The 19,977-nt window shown below is 46.8% G+C and carries 14 protein-coding genes; 5 read left to right on the forward strand and 9 right to left on the reverse strand.

Translation table 11 applies throughout. The features are described 5' to 3' along the window. Positions 1–8: 8 nt before the first annotated feature. Complete coding sequence (locus DQX04_RS07545; protein WP_243618930.1) at positions 9–1,460, reverse strand: MFS transporter; 1,452 nt, start codon at positions 1,458–1,460, stop codon at positions 9–11. Between the two features lie 103 nt (positions 1,461–1,563). On the opposite strand from DQX04_RS07545, the gene uvrA reads away from it, so the two are divergent. After that, positions 1,564–4,383, forward strand: coding sequence for an excinuclease ABC subunit UvrA (gene uvrA / locus DQX04_RS07550; RefSeq protein WP_111915282.1), 2,820 nt, complete (start codon positions 1,564–1,566; stop codon positions 4,381–4,383). A gap of 38 nt (positions 4,384–4,421) precedes the next feature. Beyond that, positions 4,422–5,363: a glutaminase B gene (gene glsB / locus DQX04_RS07555; RefSeq protein ID WP_111915283.1), complete on the forward strand. Its 942-nt coding sequence runs from the start codon at positions 4,422–4,424 to the stop codon at positions 5,361–5,363. Here glsB and DQX04_RS07560 read toward each other — a convergent pair. Next, complete coding sequence (locus tag DQX04_RS07560; RefSeq protein WP_111915284.1) at positions 5,360–6,178, reverse strand: hypothetical protein; 819 nt, start codon at positions 6,176–6,178, stop codon at positions 5,360–5,362. The genes glsB and DQX04_RS07560 overlap by 4 nt on opposite strands. A gap of 87 nt (positions 6,179–6,265) precedes the next feature. Continuing rightward, positions 6,266–7,861 carry an AbgT family transporter gene (locus DQX04_RS07565; protein WP_111915285.1) on the reverse strand — a complete coding sequence of 532 codons (1,596 nt, stop codon included), beginning with the start codon at positions 7,859–7,861 and terminating at the stop codon, positions 6,266–6,268. Between the two features lie 176 nt (positions 7,862–8,037). Between DQX04_RS07565 and upp the strand changes: the two genes are divergently transcribed. Genes upp through DQX04_RS07580 form a run of 3 tightly spaced genes read left to right on the forward strand, consistent with a single transcriptional unit; the run spans position 8,038 to position 10,063 of the window. Continuing rightward, positions 8,038–8,667, forward strand: coding sequence for a uracil phosphoribosyltransferase (gene upp / locus DQX04_RS07570; protein WP_111915286.1), 630 nt, complete (start codon positions 8,038–8,040; stop codon positions 8,665–8,667). Continuing rightward, on the forward strand, positions 8,664–9,383 hold the full coding sequence (locus DQX04_RS07575; protein WP_111915287.1) for a hypothetical protein: 720 nt from the start codon (positions 8,664–8,666) through the stop codon (positions 9,381–9,383). The genes upp and DQX04_RS07575 overlap by 4 nt, the downstream gene beginning before the upstream one ends. Continuing rightward, positions 9,380–10,063, forward strand: a complete 684-nt coding sequence (locus DQX04_RS07580; protein WP_111915288.1) for a PepSY domain-containing protein — start codon at positions 9,380–9,382, stop codon at positions 10,061–10,063. The genes DQX04_RS07575 and DQX04_RS07580 overlap by 4 nt, the downstream gene beginning before the upstream one ends. 467 nt (positions 10,064–10,530) lie before the next feature. Here the strand turns inward: DQX04_RS07580 and tuf are convergent, their stop codons facing one another. The 6 genes from tuf to rpoC form a co-directional block, all read right to left on the reverse strand. Continuing rightward, a complete protein-coding gene (gene tuf, locus DQX04_RS07585; protein ID WP_111915289.1) occupies positions 10,531–11,715 on the reverse strand; it encodes an elongation factor Tu in 1,185 nt (394 codons plus the stop codon). 60 nt (positions 11,716–11,775) lie between these two features. Then, positions 11,776–13,914, reverse strand: a complete 2,139-nt coding sequence (fusA, locus tag DQX04_RS07590) for an elongation factor G (protein ID WP_111915290.1) — start codon at positions 13,912–13,914, stop codon at positions 11,776–11,778. Positions 13,915–13,941: 27 nt separating this feature from the next. After that, on the reverse strand, positions 13,942–14,412 hold the full coding sequence (rpsG, locus tag DQX04_RS07595) for a 30S ribosomal protein S7 (protein ID WP_111915291.1): 471 nt from the start codon (positions 14,410–14,412) through the stop codon (positions 13,942–13,944). 75 nt (positions 14,413–14,487) lie between these two features. Then, positions 14,488–14,862, reverse strand: coding sequence for a 30S ribosomal protein S12 (gene rpsL / locus DQX04_RS07600; protein ID WP_111915292.1), 375 nt, complete (start codon positions 14,860–14,862; stop codon positions 14,488–14,490). 264 nt (positions 14,863–15,126) lie between these two features. Continuing rightward, positions 15,127–15,567: a hypothetical protein gene (locus DQX04_RS07605; protein ID WP_111915293.1), complete on the reverse strand. Its 441-nt coding sequence runs from the start codon at positions 15,565–15,567 to the stop codon at positions 15,127–15,129. 174 nt (positions 15,568–15,741) lie between these two features. Then, positions 15,742–19,968 carry a DNA-directed RNA polymerase subunit beta' gene (gene rpoC / locus DQX04_RS07610; RefSeq protein ID WP_111915294.1) on the reverse strand — a complete coding sequence of 1,409 codons (4,227 nt, stop codon included), beginning with the start codon at positions 19,966–19,968 and terminating at the stop codon, positions 15,742–15,744. Positions 19,969–19,977 lie beyond the last annotated feature (9 nt).

Genomic DNA, 19,977 nt, shown 5'->3' on the forward strand with positions numbered 1-19,977 from the left:
CTCCTATTTTACTGAACTCCTGACAGCAATGTTTTCACTGCTTCAGGCTTATATAATTTGGGGTCAACTTTTAAATAAGCTGTTTGCTCTGTATGCACTACGGAGGCTTCCTCTACACCCTGTAACTGAGTTAGCTGTTCGGCCATTAAATTAGCCTGCTGGCCCGACATTTCTGGTAACGACAATGTAACTCGAGTGGTAGGTTTTTCCGCTTTCATGCCTGTTGTTACGAGTAACCAACATAGTAGCAGCACAATGCAAAAAATCATAACTGCATTGTGCCCTCCCCAAGCAGAAATTGCACCACCCAATGTACCACCTAAAAAAGCTCCGAAAAATTGAAAGGTGGTGTAAATTCCACTCGCAGATCCTTTGCTACCCGCAGGTGCGTGCTGACTTAGTTGGGCGGGTAATGTAGCTTCCAAATAATTAAAGCCTACAAAAAATAGCGTTACGCCTAGCATTAGCGCTGGTAATTGCTGAGAAAAAGACGCAATAACTGCAAAACCAATCAATAAAAATAATGCCCCTACTCGAATCCCCAAAACCGTTTTCTGACGACGTATCACCCACAGCATGAAAGGAATCATAACTGCAAACGACACCAGGACTGTGACTAAGTATGCTAATCCATGCCACGAAGCGTTTAGTCCAGCTTCTATTAAGTTTATGGGAAAGCTTACAAACCATGCGGTTAACACTAAATGAAGCACACCGACCCCAGACTGAAGTCTAAGTAGTTGTGTATTTTTTAAGAGCTGCTTCATTTCGTCAGGCACAGCAATCACTTCTCTTGAGCCTGCTGCTTGTTGTGGCGCTTGTATAAATTGCACCACAAATAAAGCCGCTAATGCGCTCAAGATTGCTGTAACCCAAAATATCCCGGAAATGCCAATATATTCAGCCAGAACGGGGGCGGCGACCAACGCCACCACAAAACTTAAGCCAATGCCCATACCAATTGTGGCCATGACCTTGGGCCGTTGTTCCGGCCGAGCCACGTCTGCAGCAAGTGCCAGAATTGCGCCAGCTATAGCACCTGCACCCTGTAAAACACGCCCAACAATAACCCATCCGAGCGTAGGCGCAGCTGCGGCAACCACGCTGCCGATTGTAAACAGAAGCAAGCCCGCAACGATGACCGGTTTACGGCCTATTCTGTCGGAAAGCATTCCCATCGGAATTTGCAGAAACGCTTGAGTAAGACCATATGCACCAATGGCAATACCGACCAACATTGGCGAATAGTCAGGATAGTTTTGACCGAATATGGCTAACACGGGCATGATCAAAAACAGGCCAAGCATACGCAGGCCGAATATAGACGCGAGCGATACCGCATGGCGCTTTTCTGTTTGATTCATGGTGTCGGTTGAAGCCAAAACTGCAATTCCGTTACGCGGGGTAAAAATGGAACGCAAGTTTACCAGAACCGCGAGCAATTCGACACACTGAAACATAACCTCGCTGTTGCACTTTTCTTTAATGCTTTACGTACTTCAAAATGCGGTTGTCGCTGTGCGATAATGGTCGATTATTCTTCACACGAGGAAAGCTGGTTACATGGATAAAATTGATATCCGCGGTGCAAGAACACACAATTTAAAGAATATTCATCTTGAAATTCCGCGAGACAAACTAGTTGTTATTACAGGGCTTTCAGGTTCGGGTAAGTCTTCACTTGCGTTTGACACGTTGTACGCAGAGGGGCAGCGGCGATATGTAGAGTCTTTGTCGGCTTATGCTCGTCAATTCCTGAGCTTAATGGAAAAGCCGGACGTGGACAGCATTGAGGGTTTGTCGCCAGCGATATCTATTGAACAGAAGTCGACTTCTCATAACCCGCGCTCCACCGTGGGTACAATTACAGAAATATACGACTATTTGCGACTGATGTTTGCTCGCGTCGGCGAGCCACGCTGCCCTAAACACCATGAACCGCTAGCCGCGCAAACTATTTCCCAAATGGTAGACCAAGTTTTAACACTACCCGAAAACAGCAAGATTATGCTGTTAGCGCCAGTGGTGAGAAGCCGCAAAGGTGAACACCAAAAAACATTAGAAAACCTTTCAGCACAAGGTTTCTTGCGCGCTCGTATCGACGGTAACGTATGCGACTTAAGTGACCCACCTGAACTTGAACTCCATAAAAAGCACGACATTGATGTAGTAGTCGATCGCTTGAAAGTTCGTGAAGGTATTGAACAACGCCTTGCTGAGAGTTTCGAAACAGCATTGGAGCTCAGTGGTGGTACTGCGATGGTGGTTTCTATGGAAGAAAACACCTTTGAAGACCTACTATTCTCTGCCAACTTTGCATGCCCGCAATGTGGCTATAGCATGCAGGCACTCGAACCTCGAATGTTTTCTTTCAACAACCCAGCGGGAGCATGCCCTACCTGTGACGGTTTGGGGGTTGAACAATATTTTGATCCTGAAAAAGTAGTCACCAACGCCGAACTAAGTTTAACCGGTGGCGCCATACGCGGTTGGGACAAGAGAAATTTCTACTATTACCAGATGCTTCGCTCGTTGGCGAAACACTATGAATTTGACCTCAATACACCGTTCCAGAACTTGCCGGAAGAAGTCCGTGAAAAGGTACTCTTCGGAAGCGGATCAGAGGAAATCAAATTTACCTATGTGAACGACCGAGGCGATACGGTTGCGCGCAAACATAGTTTCGAGGGTATTGTGCCCAATATGCAGCGTCGCTACCGTGAAACTGACTCTAACGCGGTACGTGAAGATCTGTCGAAGTATATTGCCACCAAACCTTGCCGTTCATGCGAGGGGACTAGGCTACGTGAAGAAGCGCGTAATGTATTTGTACAAGAGACTACTTTGCCAGAAGTTGTTGAGCGATCAATTGCCGACTCACTGGCTTTCTTTAACGCCCTCGAACTTACGGGTCAGCGCGCAAAAATCGCGGAAAAAATATTAAAAGAAATTAATGACCGACTGCGCTTTTTGGTGAACGTTGGTTTGAACTACCTGACACTTAACCGTAGTGCGGAAACGCTGTCTGGCGGTGAAGCACAGCGTATACGATTGGCAAGCCAAATCGGTGCCGGCCTAGTCGGAGTTATGTATGTGCTGGACGAGCCGTCGATTGGATTACACCAACGCGATAATGAACGACTTTTAAACACGCTTACCCACCTACGTGACTTAGGCAACACGGTGCTCGTTGTAGAACACGACGAAGACGCCATACGTGCAGCCGACCACGTGATTGACATTGGCCCGGGTGCTGGAGTGCACGGTGGTGAGATCATCGCGCAAGGTACCATGGATGACATCTTAGCAAGTGAGCGTTCACTTACAGGACAATACCTTTCAGGCAAGCTCAACATTGACGTACCGAAACAACGTGTGAAAGCTGGTAAAGACTGGCTAGAACTTGATGGTGCTCGGGGAAATAACCTCAAGAATGTTAACCTGCGTGTGCCGATTGGTCTTATGACCTGTATTACGGGTGTTTCGGGGTCAGGAAAATCGACGCTCATTAACGACACACTTTGGCCATTAGCGCATAAAGAACTCAATGGAGCAACGTCGGACACGGTTGCGCCGCACGATGAAATACGTGGCTTAGAACACCTCGACAAAGTCGTTGATATTGACCAAAGCCCTATTGGTAGAACACCGCGCTCTAACCCCGCTACTTACACGGGAATTTTCACCCCAATTCGGGAATTGTTCGCGGGTGTCCCGGAAGCAAGAGCTCGAGGTTACAAACCTGGCCGCTTCAGCTTTAACGTGAAAGGTGGGCGCTGTGAAGCATGCCAAGGCGACGGTGTAATTAAAGTTGAAATGCACTTCTTACCCGACGTGTACGTGCCTTGCGACATTTGTAAAGGTAAGCGCTACAACCGAGAAACTCTGGAAGTTCGTTACAAAGGTAAAACCATAGACGAAGTGCTAGAAATGACGGTTGAAGACGCACGAGAATTCTTCGATGCTGTACCTGCTATAGCGCGAAAACTGCAAACACTCATGGACGTAGGCTTGTCGTATATTCGCTTAGGCCAGTCGGCAACGACCTTGTCTGGGGGTGAAGCGCAGCGCGTTAAACTTTCGCGGGAGCTGTCCAAACGGGATACGGGCAAAACCCTGTATATCCTGGACGAACCAACCACCGGCCTGCACTTCCATGACATCCAGCAGTTACTTGCAGTGATTCATCGTTTGCGTGACCATGGCAATACGATCGTTGTCATTGAGCATAACTTGGATGTGATTAAAACCGCAGACTGGATTGTTGATTTAGGTCCAGAAGGCGGCAGCGGCGGCGGGGAAATCCTCATTGCAGGAACACCGGAAGAGGTGAGCCAAAGCGAAACCTCTCATACCGCAAAATTCCTTGCGCCAATGTTATAAAGGTAATGCTTTAAGCGAAAAGGGTTAATAGGAGAAGAATGGAAGGTACAGTTGTTCACCCTAAACGTACGCAAGCACTGCTTGAGAAAATTCTCGAGAATGCTCGTGCGTTGCCGAACGACGGTAAACTAGCAGACTACATTCCGGCATTGGCGGCAGTGAACCCAGAGCATTTAGGATTAGCTGTAGTCGAAATTAACGGCGATGTTCATACAGCCGGCGACGCGTACGTACCTTTCTCAATTCAAAGTATTTCCAAGATATTTAGCTTGATTCAAGCCATGCAGCGATTAGGTGACGACTTATGGCAACGTGTCCGCATGGAGCCTTCTGGGCAAGCGTTTAACTCGATTGTACAGCTGGAATGGGAGCATGGTATTCCGCGCAATCCGTTTATTAATGCAGGCGCGCTTGTAGTTGCCGATGTGCTCACGCGCCATTACTCAGCAAGCAGAGCCGCTTTCATTCAATTTATCAGAAACCTAGCGCAGAACGACAGCGTTATTGCGGACGAGGAAGTTTGGCACTCCGAGCTAGAGCATGGCAACCGCAATGCAGCAATGGCGTATTTGATGAAAAGCTTCAGCAATATTGAAGCGGAAGTTCCAGACGTTCTCGACCACTATTTCTATCAATGCGCTGTGAGTATGAACTGCGTTGACTTAGCCACTAGTCTTTCATTTCTGGCAAACCGTGGGGTTCACCCATGCACTAACGAAACTATTTGCGATCACCGCTCAACTCACCGTATTAACGCGCTGCTATCTACCAGTGGTATGTATGATCAGTCTGGTGAGTTCGCTTTTACCGTGGGCTTACCGGCCAAAAGCGGAGTAGGCGGTGGATTAGTTGCAATAGTTCCAGACTACGGCGTGATTTGTGCTTGGAGTCCCAAGTTAAATGCGTTCGGCAACCCTCACAAAGGCGTATACATGGTGACGCAGCTCGCTGAAGAACTTGGCTTAAGCGTTTATAGCTAACAGTTTTCTAAACAGCGCGGTGAATATAAGTAGGAATGAGAAATACCGAAGTCGCTGTACACCATTGGTAAACGTCCTGAATGATGAAGTTCATCAAATAGTGCTCTAATACGTGCATGGTTGTGCGCGATTCTCTCACTCAAAATCAAGTGTGTAGTGTAGCTATGGTCAATCTCGGGATTAGGTGACAAACCGTTGATATCAAGATGCTCTCGCAATGCCAGCCAATGTACGTATTCGTCGGTAAGTACCGCAAGGTCAATTCTACGGTTCGTTAGCATGGTAATTAGAGACGCTTGCGAGTCGGTACTATACACGTTGTAGTCAAGCTCGAGCACGTCGCGAGCAGTGCTAAAACCTGCGAATCGGTAGTGATAACCTAACACCCCACCCACTTTTAATGAGCCATCTACAGTGAAGCCAATCTCGCCACTATCGAGTCGCGACCTTAGTCCATACAAGCGTTCCGTACCTTTATTCAGCACAGGCCCCGCCACTACATTAGGATATCTACTCCATCCCCAGCTCAGCGATTCGAACATCATTAAGTCGCAACAACCGTTTTCACTAAGCGAATCATATCGTTCCGAGGGGCGCACTTCATGAATCACAAATCGAAAGTCGTCTTGTATTTCATTCAGAGCGTCGACGACTACGGAGACCATATGTTGGTCTGAACGAGGCGAGTAGTATGGGGGGAATTCGTAAGCTGCAACGCGAATAACTTGAGGCTCAGATTCTTGTGCGTAAACGCTAGCGCTACACAGCGCGCTGCACAGTACCACAAGCAAAAACACAAACCTCAATTTCGCCATTTAAGCTCCAATGAACTCAAGACTATTTAACTTAGGGTAGGCAACCCTATTAAGCTGCCTACCTTTTCTTTGGTTTTCTACCTGGCTCTAGTTTCCTGGCATCGTATAGTATGTTTCCGCACCCGGACCTACAGGGAAGCCGAGCACAAATACAAAGATAAAGAACAAGGTCATCCAACCTACGAAGAACACCATGCTGTAAGGTAGCATAATCGATATCAGAGTGCCGATACCTAAGTTCTTCTGGTAACGCGCTGCTACAGCCAATATTAGACCAAAATAACTCATCATTGGAGTAATTATATTCGTTACCGAGTCACCAATACGATACGCCGCTTGAATCAACTCTGGTGCATAACCAATTAGCATCAGCATCGGTACGAATATAGGAGCTGTTACCGCCCACTGCGCAGACGCAGAACCAATCATCAGGTTCACGAATGCACACATCATAATGAACAAAATGAATACCATAGGCCCAGTAAGGTTTATCGACTGCAAGAAATTTGCGCCATTTACGGCCAGAATCGTACCAAAGTTAGTCCAGCCAAAGAACGCAACAAACTGAGCGGCAAAGAAAACCAATACAATGTATAAGCCCATAGAACTCATGGTTTTCGCCATCGCGTCAATGACGTCCCGGTCGTTACGCATTACTTTAGTTACATAACCGTACACAAAGCCTGGAATAGCAAAGGTAATAAATATAAATACCACGATCCCGTTCAAGAACGGTGATTTCGCAATTTCACCTGTTTCTTGATTTCGTAATACACCGTTTTCAGGGATGATGGTGATCGCCAATAACGCCAGTAACGCAACAAAAGTGAGGCCTGCGAAGATAAGACCTTTCTTCTCTGTCTTAGACAGCTTTTCCATTTTAACGTTCGGGTCGATTTCTGCGTCTGGATCGATATCGTCCGGATTGTATTTACCGAGCTTCGGTTCAACAATTTTCTCGGTAACAAAAGCACCAAGAATAGCAATCAGGAAAGTACTCGCAAACATGAAGTACCAGTTCATTTCCGCGCCAACCACATAATCTGGGTCAATAAGTTGCGCCGCTGAAGTGGTGAAGCCGGCAAGAAGCGGGTCTACCGTACCAATGAACAAGTTAGCACTATAGCCTGCAGAAACCCCCGCAAATGCTGCAGCCAAACCCGCTAGCGGGTGACGGCCCAGTGAATGGAAGATCATCGCCGCTAATGGTACTAGCACCACATAACCAAGCTCAGACGCTGTGTTAGAAATAACACCAGTGAATACTACAGTAACGGTAACCATACGCGGAGAAGCACGCATAACCATGCCTCTAAGCAGTGCTTCTAGCAGGCCACTACGTTCGGCAATACCCACACCAAGAATGGCCACTAGCACCACGCCCAAAGGCGGGAAGTTCGTAAAGTTAGTGACTAGATTAGAAACGATATAGCGTAAGCCATCACCACTTAACAGGTTGTTTACGGCAATCATTTCGCCTTCGCTACCTGGGCGAGGATCAGCTACAGCAAGACCGAAATAGCTCGCGATACCACTCGCTAAGATGACAAAAACACTAAAAAGCGCAAATAAAGTAATTGGATGCGGTAGCAAATTGCCAAGCCACTCAACACCGTCAAGAAACCTAGTAAACCAACCTCTACGTCCCATTAGGTCGTTATTCTGCGTATTGTCTGCAGACATAAATCGCTCCTTTGGTCGCGCTCTTCTGGCGCGTTCTCGTTACAACAAAACAAATCAAGCGCACCATTCTATATGAAAGCGGTGACTCTTGGTAGCAGACCGTTATAATGAGATGTTAACTATGCGAAACTTAAGCTTAATCAATAAAAAGAAGAATCCAAATAAGGAGCTGTACTATGGCGCTGCATGTAATCGACCATCCTCTGGTTCAGCACAAACTCGGGTTGCTCCGCGAACACGACATCAGCATCAAGAATTTCCGCGAATTAGCGAATGAGTTGGGCAACCTTCTCACTTACGAAGCTACCAAAGACATGCCGTTAGAAACTAAAGAAATCAAAGGCTGGAGCGGCAACCCTATCCAAGTAAAAACGTTAAAGGGTAAAAAGGTAACCGTAGTGCCTATTCTGAGAGCTGGCATGGGCATGCTCGACGGAGTATTGACGCTTATTCCTGGTGCAAGAGTTAGTGTTGTGGGTTTATACCGTGATGAAGAAACCTTACAGCCAGTTTCTTATTTTGAAAAATTCGCAGGTAGCATAGAAGAACGGGTAGCGTTGGTGATAGATCCGATGCTAGCTACGGGAGGCTCCATGATCGCAACCCTCGATATGCTGAAAGAAAGAGGCTGCCGAGATATTAGGGTGTTAGTGCTTGTCGCCGCGCCAGAGGGTGTGAAAAAGGTTAGTGAAGCACACCCCGATGTGGATATTTATACCGCCAGCTTAGATTCACACTTGAATGAGCATGGTTACATTATTCCTGGCCTAGGCGATGCCGGCGACAAAATATTTGGTACACGATGAAAAGAATAACAATTCGCAAGTTACATAAATGGATTGCGTGGATATTATCCATACAGGTTGCACTTTGGGGCATAAGTGGCGCCTACATGGTGTGGATGAAGCTTAGCTATATCCATGGCGGCCATTTAGCCGAAAACGCCGAAATTACGACCGGAACCATTAATCAGCAAGCATTTCGCACGATTACGGAACGTTACCCCAACGCTGAATACATAAAATGGGTTAACCGAGGCTTGGTAGACGCTCCCGAAGGAGCAATCGAAGTGAAAACAAGAGACGAGCTTATACTCTTCTCTTCAGAGTCTTTATTCCCCATTCAGCCAAGCCGCGAAGACATTGAGCGCATCGCGAGCCGTGTTTATACAGCCTCCAGCGAAGCATCGATTCGTAGCATTACCTTCCTTCATCAAAGCGGTCCAGGCGAACTATCTTCTTCACATTTGCCGGTATGGCAAGTTGAGTTTGACGACTGGGTAAATACGACGTTGTATTTTAAAGCTGAAACAGCTGAGTTGGTGACAAGACGCTTCAGCTTTTGGCGCGCGTTCGACTTCTTTTGGATGCTCCACATTATGGATTATAAAACCCGAGCTAATATTCAAACTCCGTGGCTAGTTTTCCTCACCCTACTCTCTATCGGGTTTATTGGCACTGGAACGGTTTTAACGGTCCGCCGTTTAAAGCCTCGTAAGCGCAGAGTGGTGGGTGCACGATGAAACGTAAAACGCTATTTATGCTCCATAAGTGGACTGCTGTGGTTGTCGGAGCTCAGTTTCTCATTTGGTCTATTACAGGGCTTTACTTCTCCTTAACAGGTCATGAATGGCTTAATGCTGAACAAAACCGAATGCATCCTAATAATACAGCAGTGCTTAGTGCCCCCGAATGGTATCCAGACCACGAAGAAATTGAGTCGGCAACACTTCAGCGCGTAGCTAACCAACTTGTTTGGAATATAGTCACCACAACAGGGTCTAACTGGCTCAGCGCAGAAACAGGGGACACATGGACGGCTAACGCCCAAGTTGCTCGCGTTATTGCCGAGCAAAGCTATCATGGTGCGCTCAGTGCAACTGATGTTCACTTTTATCCAAATGGTATCGATGTGCTTATTAATGAAGAGCTTAGCGACCTAGGTGACGGTGTCTATGAAGTGATCTTCGACGACACGTTGGAAACCACAGTCTATGTCGCTGAAAAAAATGGTGAGGTCATAACGCATAGAAATAAGTGGTCAACGCTGAATGACTGGGCATTTAGGCTTCACTTCATGGACTATAACGGTGGCAAAAACTTTAATAACCCTCTGACTTGGACCTTCTCTGCTGCTTTTCTATGGTTCATTACCACAGGCATTTGGCTACTGTTAGTAAGCATCAGGTTCAAACGTAAATAACAAAATGGGGTCAGAGCACTAAGTGCTCTGACCCCGTCTTCAATATCGCTCTAAGCCATAGGCTTTGGGGGTTTCAGAGAAATTCTAAGAGGCTCCGTGCAATCCCCCTGTTGAAGCTGAGTTTACCTCTTAATCTATTGTTTATAAGAACCTTTTCCTAAAAAACAAATGGGGTCAGAGCACCTAGTGCTCTGACCCCATCTTCTTTTGCGTACAAAAAAGCCCGCACGAAGCGGGCTTTCAATTCAGCTTGCTAGCTCTAGATTAGTCTACAATCTTAGATACTACGCCAGCACCTACTGTACGGCCTCCGGCCTTTCGCAGGCTCAAGGCGCTCACCTGCTAAAAAGGGTCCACCGGACCCTTTTCTTAACGCGTTCGCCCTTCCCGCAAACCGTGAAGCTGGCCTCCAAATACAAAAAAGCCCGCACGAAGCGGGCTTTTCAATTCAGCTTGCTAGCTCTAGATTAGTCTACAATCTTAGATACTACGCCAGCACCTACTGTACGGCCACCTTCACGGATTGCAAAGCGTAAACCTTCGTCCATCGCGATTGGCGCAATCAAGTCTACAACGAATTTAACGTTGTCACCTGGCATGACCATCTCTACGCCTTCTGGCAACTGTACCGCACCTGTTACGTCCGTTGTACGGAAGTAGAACTGTGGACGGTAGCCTTTGAAGAATGGAGTGTGACGTCCACCTTCTTCTTTGCTCAGTACGTATACTTCCGCTTCAAATTTAGTGTGCGGAGTAATTGTGCCTGGCTTCGCCAATACTTGACCACGTTGAATCTCTTCACGCTTCGTACCACGTAGCAACGCACCGATGTTCTCACCTGCACGACCTTCGTCTAGAAGCTTACGGAACATCTCTACACCCGTTACTGTAGTCTTCGTAGTGTCTTTGATACCTACGATTTCTACTTCGTCACCAGTGTTTACGATACCGCGCTCTACACGACCTGTTACTACCGTACCACGACCTGAAATTGAGAATACATCTTCAATCGGCATCAAGAACGGCTTGTCGATGTCACGCTCTGGCTCTGGGATGTATGAATCTAAAGCTTCTGCTAGCTCTACAATCTTCTTCTCCCAAGCTTCGTCGCCTTCCAACGCTTTCAACGCTGAACCTTGGATTACTGGCAAGTCATCACCAGGGAATTCGTATTCTGAAAGCAATTCACGTACTTCCATTTCTACCAATTCCAACAACTCTTCATCGTCTACCATGTCACATTTGTTCATGAATACTACGATGTAAGGTACACCTACCTGACGTGACAACAAGATGTGCTCACGTGTTTGTGGCATTGGGCCGTCAGTAGACGCTACAACCAAAATTGCGCCGTCCATCTGCGCCGCACCCGTGATCATGTTCTTAACATAGTCAGCGTGACCTGGGCAGTCTACGTGCGCGTAGTGGCGTGTTGGCGTGTCGTATTCAACGTGTGACGTTGAAATCGTGATACCACGCTCACGCTCTTCTGGTGCGTTATCGATTGCTGCGAAGTCTTTTGCAGCACCACCATAAGTTTTTGCCAAAACCGTTGTGATTGCAGCGGTTAGAGTAGTTTTACCGTGGTCAACGTGACCGATTGTGCCTACGTTAACGTGCGGTTTTGAACGTTCAAACTTTTCTTTTGCCATGACTTTACTTTCCTATTTAAGTTAAAAGCCCGGCCCGCAAGGACCGGGACCAGACCTCAACTATTCTTTAGTGCTGCGAGCAGCAATAATTGCTTCTGCGATGTTGTTCGGAGCTTCTGCATACTTCAAGAACTCCATCGAGTAAGATGCGCGACCCTGTGTTTGAGAGCGCAAGTCAGTTGCGTAGCCAAACATTTCTGACAACGGAACCATTGCGTTTACAGCTTTCAAACCACCTGGAGCGTCTTCCATACCTTCGATCATGCCGCGACGACGGTTTAAGTCACCAACTACATCACCCATGAAGTCTTCAGGAGTGATAACTTCAACTTGCATGATAGGTTCAAGAATTGCTGGTTTCGCTTGCAAGGCACCTTTTTTGAAGCCCATGCTACCCGCGATTTTAAACGCCATCTCGTTCGAGTCAACATCGTGGTATGAACCATCGTACAACGTTGCTTTAACGCCAAGTACCGGGAAGCCTGCAAGAACACCGTTCTGCATTTGTTCCTGAATACCTTTGTCTACAGCAGGGATGTACTCTTTTGGTACAACACCACCTACGATTTCGTTTACGAACTCGTAAGTAGGCGCTTCGTCTTCTTCATCGTCGCTCTCGCCTTGATCAAGGGCTAGAGGTTCAAGACGAAGCCATACGTGACCGTACTGACCGCGACCACCTGATTGACGTACGAATTTACCTTCGACTTCAACAGATTGACGGATGCTTTCACGGTACGCTACCTGCGGCTTACCAACGTTACATTCAACTTTAAATTCACGCTTCATACGGTCAACGATGATATCTAGGTGAAGCTCACCCATACCAGAGATGATCGTTTGGCCTGACTCTTCGTCAGTTTTAACACGGAAAGACGGATCTTCCGCAGCCAATTTACCAAGCGCGATACCCATTTTCTCTTGGTCAGCCTTAGTTTTAGGCTCTACCGCTACAGAGATTACAGGCTCTGGGAATTCCATACGCTCTAGAACGATAATACGTTCGTGAGCACATAGCGTGTCACCAGTAGTTACGTCTTTAAGACCGATAGCTGCTGCGATGTCACCCGCGCGAACTTCTTTAAGTTCTTCACGGTTGTTTGAGTGCATCTGTACGATACGACCAAAACGCTCTTTCTTCTGCTTAACAGAGTTATATACAGAATCACCAGCGTTAACTACACCAGAGTAAACACGGAAGAACGTCAACGTACCTACGAACGGGTCAGTTGCGATCTTAAATGCTAGTGCAGCGAAAGGTTCGTTGTCGTCTGAAGCACAGCTCGCTTCTTCACCATTCTCAAGAACACCACGGATGTCTTTAACTTCCGTAGGAGATGGTAAGTAGTCGATAACTGCGTCCAATACAGCCTGAACACCTTTGTTCTTAAATGCAGAACCACAAAGAACAGGTACGATTTCGTTACCTAGGGTACGAATACGTAAGCCTTCTTTGATCTCTTCTTCAGTGAGCTCACCTTCTTCAAGGTATTTGTTCATAAGCTCTTCAGTAGCTTCAGCAGCAGCTTCCACTAGTTCTGAATGAAGTTCTTCAGCTTCGTCTACAAGGTCAGCTGGAATTTCGTCAAGGGTAAACGTAGTACCTTGGTCTTCTTCGTTCCAGTTGATTGCCTTCATTTTTACAAGGTCAACAAGCCCTTTGTAGTCGTCTTCAGCTCCGATTGGAATCTGAAGAGGTACAGGGTTAGCTGCCAAGCGCGTTTTCATTTGGTTAACAACGCTCATGAAGTCCGCACCCATGCGGTCCATCTTGTTTACGAATACCATGCGAGGTACTTCGTATTTGTTCGCCTGACGCCAAACTGTTTCAGTTTGCGGCTGAACACCAGATGATGCACAAAGTACAACTACCGCACCGTCAAGTACACGTAGTGAACGCTCTACTTCTACAGTAAAGTCAACGTGACCAGGGGTGTCGATGATGTTGATGCGGTGCTCAGGGAATTGCTGAGCCATACCAGACCAGAAACATGTAGTAGCAGCAGACGTGATGGTGATACCACGCTCTTGTTCCTGCTCCATCCAGTCCATTGTTGCTGCACCGTCGTGTACCTCACCAATTTTGTGAGAGATACCAGTGTAGAACAATACACGCTCAGTCGTGGTTGTTTTACCTGCGTCTACGTGAGCACAGATACCGATATTACGGTAACGCTCAATCGAAGTTTTTCTTGCCACAATACAATCCTCTTAGTTAGAGCGTGATTACCAGCGGTAGTGTGCAAACGCTTTGTTCGCGTCAGCCATGCGGTGAACATCTTCACGCTTCTTAACTGCAGAACCTTTGTTCTGTGAAGCGTCAAGCATTTCGCCAGCCAAACGGCCAGCCATTGATTTTTCACCACGAGTACGTGCAGCGTCTACCATCCAGCGCATTGCTAGCGTGTTACGACGTACAGGACGTACTTCTACTGGTACTTGATATGTAGAACCACCCACACGGCGAGATTTAACCTCTACCGCAGGACGGATGTTGTCTAGTGCGTCCTCGAATACTTCGAGGTGCTCTTTTCCTGCTTTCTCGGCCACGATGTCTAAAGCACCGTAAACGATTTTTTCAGCGACTGATTTTTTACCATCAACCATGACAACGTTGATGAACTTAGCCAACAACTCTGATCCGAACTTAGGATCTGGAAGGATTTTACGTTGACCTATGACGCGTCTTCTAGGCATTAGATTTCTCCGATATCTTCAGGGTATTACCCAAAACGTTATAATTCAGTTTGGCCTTACTAGAACGGAGAACCGTTAAGATTTAGGCCGTTTCGCGCCGTATTTAGAACGGCCTTGTCTACGGTCATTTACGCCTGCACAGTCAAGTGCGCCGCGAACCGTGTGATAACGAACACCTGGCAAGTCTTTTACACGACCGCCACGGATAAGTACCACACTGTGCTCTTGCAAGTTATGGCCTTCACCGCCGATGTATGAAGTTACTTCGTAGCCGTTCGTTAAACGAACACGGCAAACTTTACGAAGTGCTGAGTTTGGTTTCTTAGGAGTGGTGGTGTACACACGAGTACAAACACCACGACGTTGTGGGCAAGCCTGAAGCGCGGGGACAGAACTTTTCTCCACCGGCTTTTTGCGTGGCTTACGCACTAATTGGTTAACTGTTGCCATGGTTTCTCCACTTTTAACATCAATAATTGCAACAAAAGAGCGGCACTTTCATGAGTTTCCCCATCAAGCGCCACTTCAATGTTTATGCGTGTTTTATGGTCTCAGTCGCTAAATCGTGACCTAAAACAAACTGTTTCCCCTACTTGGGGAGGGCGAATTTTATAGGTCATTAAATGGACTGTCAAGGCGTAACGGCGATCTATGCGTTGAGTTACAAGGCTTGGCAATAAAGCTTGTAACTCAACGCTGAGAGGTTTTATTAGATTACTCTTCTATCCGATCATCGAGCGAGGTTCTGTGGGTACTGACCTGAACATCGATAATTTCGCCATCGGCATTATAAAAAATGATAGTTGTAACAACTACAATCTCAGTGGAAGTTACATAAGTTTCGGTACTCACATCTACGGTGCCTGCTCCTGATGATGCAGTCATCAAGTGATCCGTTTGGCCGTAAGCGGAGTCCTCAATTTTTCTCGCATTGCGAGGAATATCAACTGGTTCTACGAAAAATATCTCACCCCTATGGTTTAGGGCAACGACCAAATATTGATGTCCAACTCTCACGATTTCCGTGCAATTCAACTGACACTCCAATTGCTCAGCAGACAATACACTACGAGTTGGATTAGCTTCAGCGGGCGAGGAGAGAATAAAAGTTGAAATAACGAGTGAAACAAATATTAAAGATTTTAAAAATTTCATTTTCCTTTTTCCTTTTTCCTTTTTCCTTTTTCCTTTTTCCTTTTTCTTTTTTCTTTTTTCTTTAGAAAATTTGTGGTTATTTTTTATACAACTTGTATCAGGCTAGCAGTCGATATTTATTTAGGCAATAAAAAACCCAGCCGAGGCTGGGTTTTTGTTCGCAATATGAATTGCTTAATCGTCTTGCGCTTCGCTTTCGTCTGAACCTTCGCTTCTGCTTAGTTCTTCAGATAGCTGCTGGGAAGCTTCTTCGGCAGTTACGGTTTGCTCGACCATAGTTTCGCGACGCTTGCGCAAACGCTCTTGGTGGTAAGCATAACCTGTACCTGCAGGAATCAAACGACCTACGATAACGTTCTCTTTCAGACCACGTAAGTTGTCTTCTTTTCCTTGTACCGCAGCTTCTGTCAGTACGCGCGTTGTTTCTTGGAACGACGCCGCAGAAATGAACGACTCAGTTGAAAGTGACGCTTTGGTAATACCTAGTAACTGACGCTCGAATGTAGCAGGCATTTTGCCAGCAGTTTCTAGCGCACGGTTTACTTCAATTACGTCTGAGTACTCAACCTGTTCACCTTCAAGCAACTGAGAGTCGCCCGGGCTCATAATAATTACCTTACGCAACATCTGACGTACGATGACTTCGATGTGCTTATCGTTAATTTTTACACCCTGTAAGCGGTAAACTTCTTGCACTTCGTTAGTGATGTAGTTTGCTACAGCAGACACACCACGTAGACGCAAGATGTCGTGAGGTGCTTCAGGACCGTCGGCAATAACTTCACCTTTGGCAACCTGTTCACCTTCGAACACGTTAAGTTGACGCCACTTCGGAATCATCTCTTCGTACTGCTCGCCATCACCTTTAGTGATGATTAAGCGGCGCTTACCTTTAGTTTCTTTACCGAAGGTAATCGTACCGGTTTCTTCTGCAAGAATTGCAGGTTCTTTCGGCTTACGCGCTTCGAATAAGTCAGCAACACGTGGTAGACCACCCGTGATGTCGCGTGTTTTCGAACCTTCTTGAGGGATACGTGCCAACGTGTCACCCACGTTAACCGCTTCACCGTCACCAAGAGATACGATTGCACCACCAGGTAGGAAGTACTGCGCTGGCATATCTGTTCCAGCGATGTTTACGTCCTTACCTTTACCATCAACAAGTTTTACAGCCGGACGCATGTCTTTACCAGCACTGGTACGTTCACCAGTTTCTAGAACAACTACGCTGGTTAAGCCTGTTAGTTCGTCCGTTTGTGTACGCATGGTCACACCGTCGATCATGTCGACAAATTTAATCTTACCTTTTACTTCGGTAATGATTGGGTGTGTATGCGGGTCCCAGTTCGCTACGATTTCGCCAGCTTCTACTTCAGCTTCATCACGCTTCTTCAACACCGCACCGTAAGGCACTTTGTAGCGCTCGCGCTCTGCACCGTGTTGGTCAATAAGCGTTAGCTCTGCTGAACGTGAAGTAATGACTAAGTGCTTGTCTGAGTTTTCAACGTGCTTCGCGTTATGTAGCTTGATGCTACCCGCGTTTTTCACTTGAACACTATTTTCAGCTGACGCACGAGATGCCGCACCACCGATGTGGAACGTACGCATCGTTAACTGTGTACCTGGTTCACCGATTGACTGTGCAGCAATAACACCTACCGACTCACCGTCGTTCACTAAGTGTCCGCGTGCAAGGTCACGGCCATAACAGTGTGAACACACACCATGTAGAGACTCACAGGTAATTACAGAACGAACTTTAACTTCGTCCACTGAGTTCTCTTCAAGAACGTCACACCATTTTTCGTCAAGCATTGTGTTACGTGCAACCAATACTTCTTCAGTACCTGGCTTCATCACGTCTTCACAAACAACACGTCCGAGAACACGCTCACGTAATGGTTCTACAACGTCACCACCTTCAATCAATGGCTTCACTGACAACCCATCGAACGTGCCACAGTCAGACTCGCTCACAACTAAATCTTGAGCAACGTCTACTAGACGACGTGTTAGGTAACCTGAGTTCGCTGTCTTCAATGCGGTATCCGCCAAACCTTTACGCGCACCGTGCGTAGAGATGAAGTACTGAAGTACGTTCAAACCTTCACGGAAGTTCGCAACGATTGGGGTTTCGATGATTGAGCCGTCTGGCTTAGCCATCAAACCACGCATACCCGCTAGCTGACGAATCTGTGCAGGTGAACCACGCGCTCCAGAGTCCGCCATCATGAATACTGAGTTAAATGCTTTTTGCTCTTCTTGCTCGCCCTTCGCATTCACTACAGTTTCTTTCGACAGGTTCTCCATCATGGCCTTAGAAACTTTTTCGTTCGCTGTAGACCAGATATCGATAACTTTGTTGTATTTCTCGCCCGCAGTTACCAAGCCTTGCTCAAACTGTTCTTGAATTTCAGCAACTTGGTTTTCTGCGTCTTCGATGATTTCTGCTTTCGCTGCTGGGATTTCCATGTCGTTGATACCAACAGAAGCACCTGAAATCATTGCGAAATGGAAACCGGTGTACATCAATTGGTCAGCGAAGATAACTGTTGGCTTCAAGCCACAGTCGCGGTAACAGCGGTTCAACAAACGTGAAATCTGCTTTTTACCCATATCTTGGTTAATCAACTCGAAAGGCATGCCTTCAGGCATGATTAAAGAGAAGATTGCGCGACCTACCGTTGTTTCAACGATATGCGTTTCGCGAACCAAGTTACCTTCTTCGTCTAGGCGAGAGTCGTTAATACGCACCTTCACGCGTGAGTGAAGCTCTGCCTGGCCAGCACGATATGCTTTTTCGGCTTCTTTAGGGCTCTTAAATACCATGCCCTCGCCTTTTCCGTTTACCTTCTCGCGTGTCATGTAGTACACACCCAAGACAACGTCTTGTGAAGGAACGATAATTGGCTCACCACTTGCTGGTGAAAGAATGTTGTTCGTTGACATCATCAACGCACGTGCTTCCATTTGCGCTTCAAGCGTTAATGGAACGTGAACAGCCATTTGGTCACCGTCGAAGTCGGCGTTATATGCCGCACACACTAGTGGGTGCAACTGAATCGCTTTACCTTCGATAAGCACCGGTTCAAACGCTTGGATACCCAAACGGTGAAGTGTTGGTGCACGGTTTAGTAGTACTGGGTGTTCGCGAATTACTTCGTCTAGGATATCCCAAACTTCAGCAGTTTCACGCTCTACCATTTTCTTCGCAGCTTTAATGGTGGTCGCTAAACCGCGTCCTTCTAGCTTGCCGTAGATAAATGGTTTGAATAGCTCAAGTGCCATCTTCTTAGGAAGACCACACTGGTGTAAGCGTAACTTAGGACCAACTGTGATTACAGAACGGCCAGAGTAGTCAACGCGCTTACCAAGTAGGTTCTGACGGAAACGACCTTGCTTACCTTTGATCATGTCAGCCAAAGATTTCAATGGACGCTTGTTAGAACCCGTAATTGCACGACCACGACGACCGTTGTCTAGCAACGCATCAACCGCTTCTTGTAACATACGTTTTTCGTTGCGCACGATGATGTCTGGCGCAGCAAGGTCAAGTAGACGCTTCAAACGGTTATTACGGTTGATTACACGACGGTATAGGTCGTTTAAGTCAGAGGTCGCAAAACGACCACCGTCTAGTGGTACAAGCGGACGTAAATCTGGTGGAAGCACTGGTAATACGCGCAAGATCATCCACTCAGGTTTGTTTCCTGAGAAGTGGAATGACTCAAGCAATTTCAAGCGCTTGCTGATCTTCTTACGCTTAGTTTCAGAGTTAGTTTCTGGCAACTCTTCACGCATAGAGCGGATTTCAGCTTCAAGGTCGATAGCACGTAATAAATGAAGTACAGCTTCTGCACCCATTTTCGCTTCGAACTCGTCGCCGTGCTCTTCTAGTGCGTCTAAGTATTCTTCTTCAGACAACAATGAACCAACTTCTAGTGAAGTTAGGCCAGCGTCTATAACCACATAAGATTCGAAGTAAAGAATACGCTCGATATCCCGAAGCGTCATGTCCATCATCAAACCGATACGGCTTGGTAATGACTTCAAGAACCAAATGTGTGCAACCGGGCTTGCGAGTTCAATATGACCCATGCGCTCACGGCGAACTTTAGTCAATGTAACTTCAACGCCACATTTCTCACAGATCACACCACGATGCTTCAAACGCTTGTATTTACCACACAAGCACTCGTAGTCTTTGACCGGACCAAAGATACGCGCACAGAAAAGACCGTCACGTTCTGGCTTGAACGTACGGTAATTGATGGTTTCTGGCTTCTTCACTTCACCAAAAGACCAGCTTCGGATTTGGTCTGGAGACGCCAAACCAATACGAATGCGGTCAAATTCATCACCATCTTTTGTCGGCTTCAAAAGCTTTAATAAATCTTTCACGTTTCATCT

The sequence above is a fragment of the Aliidiomarina sp. B3213 genome (assembly GCF_003290085.1).
GTDB lineage: Bacteria > Pseudomonadota > Gammaproteobacteria > Enterobacterales > Alteromonadaceae > Aliidiomarina.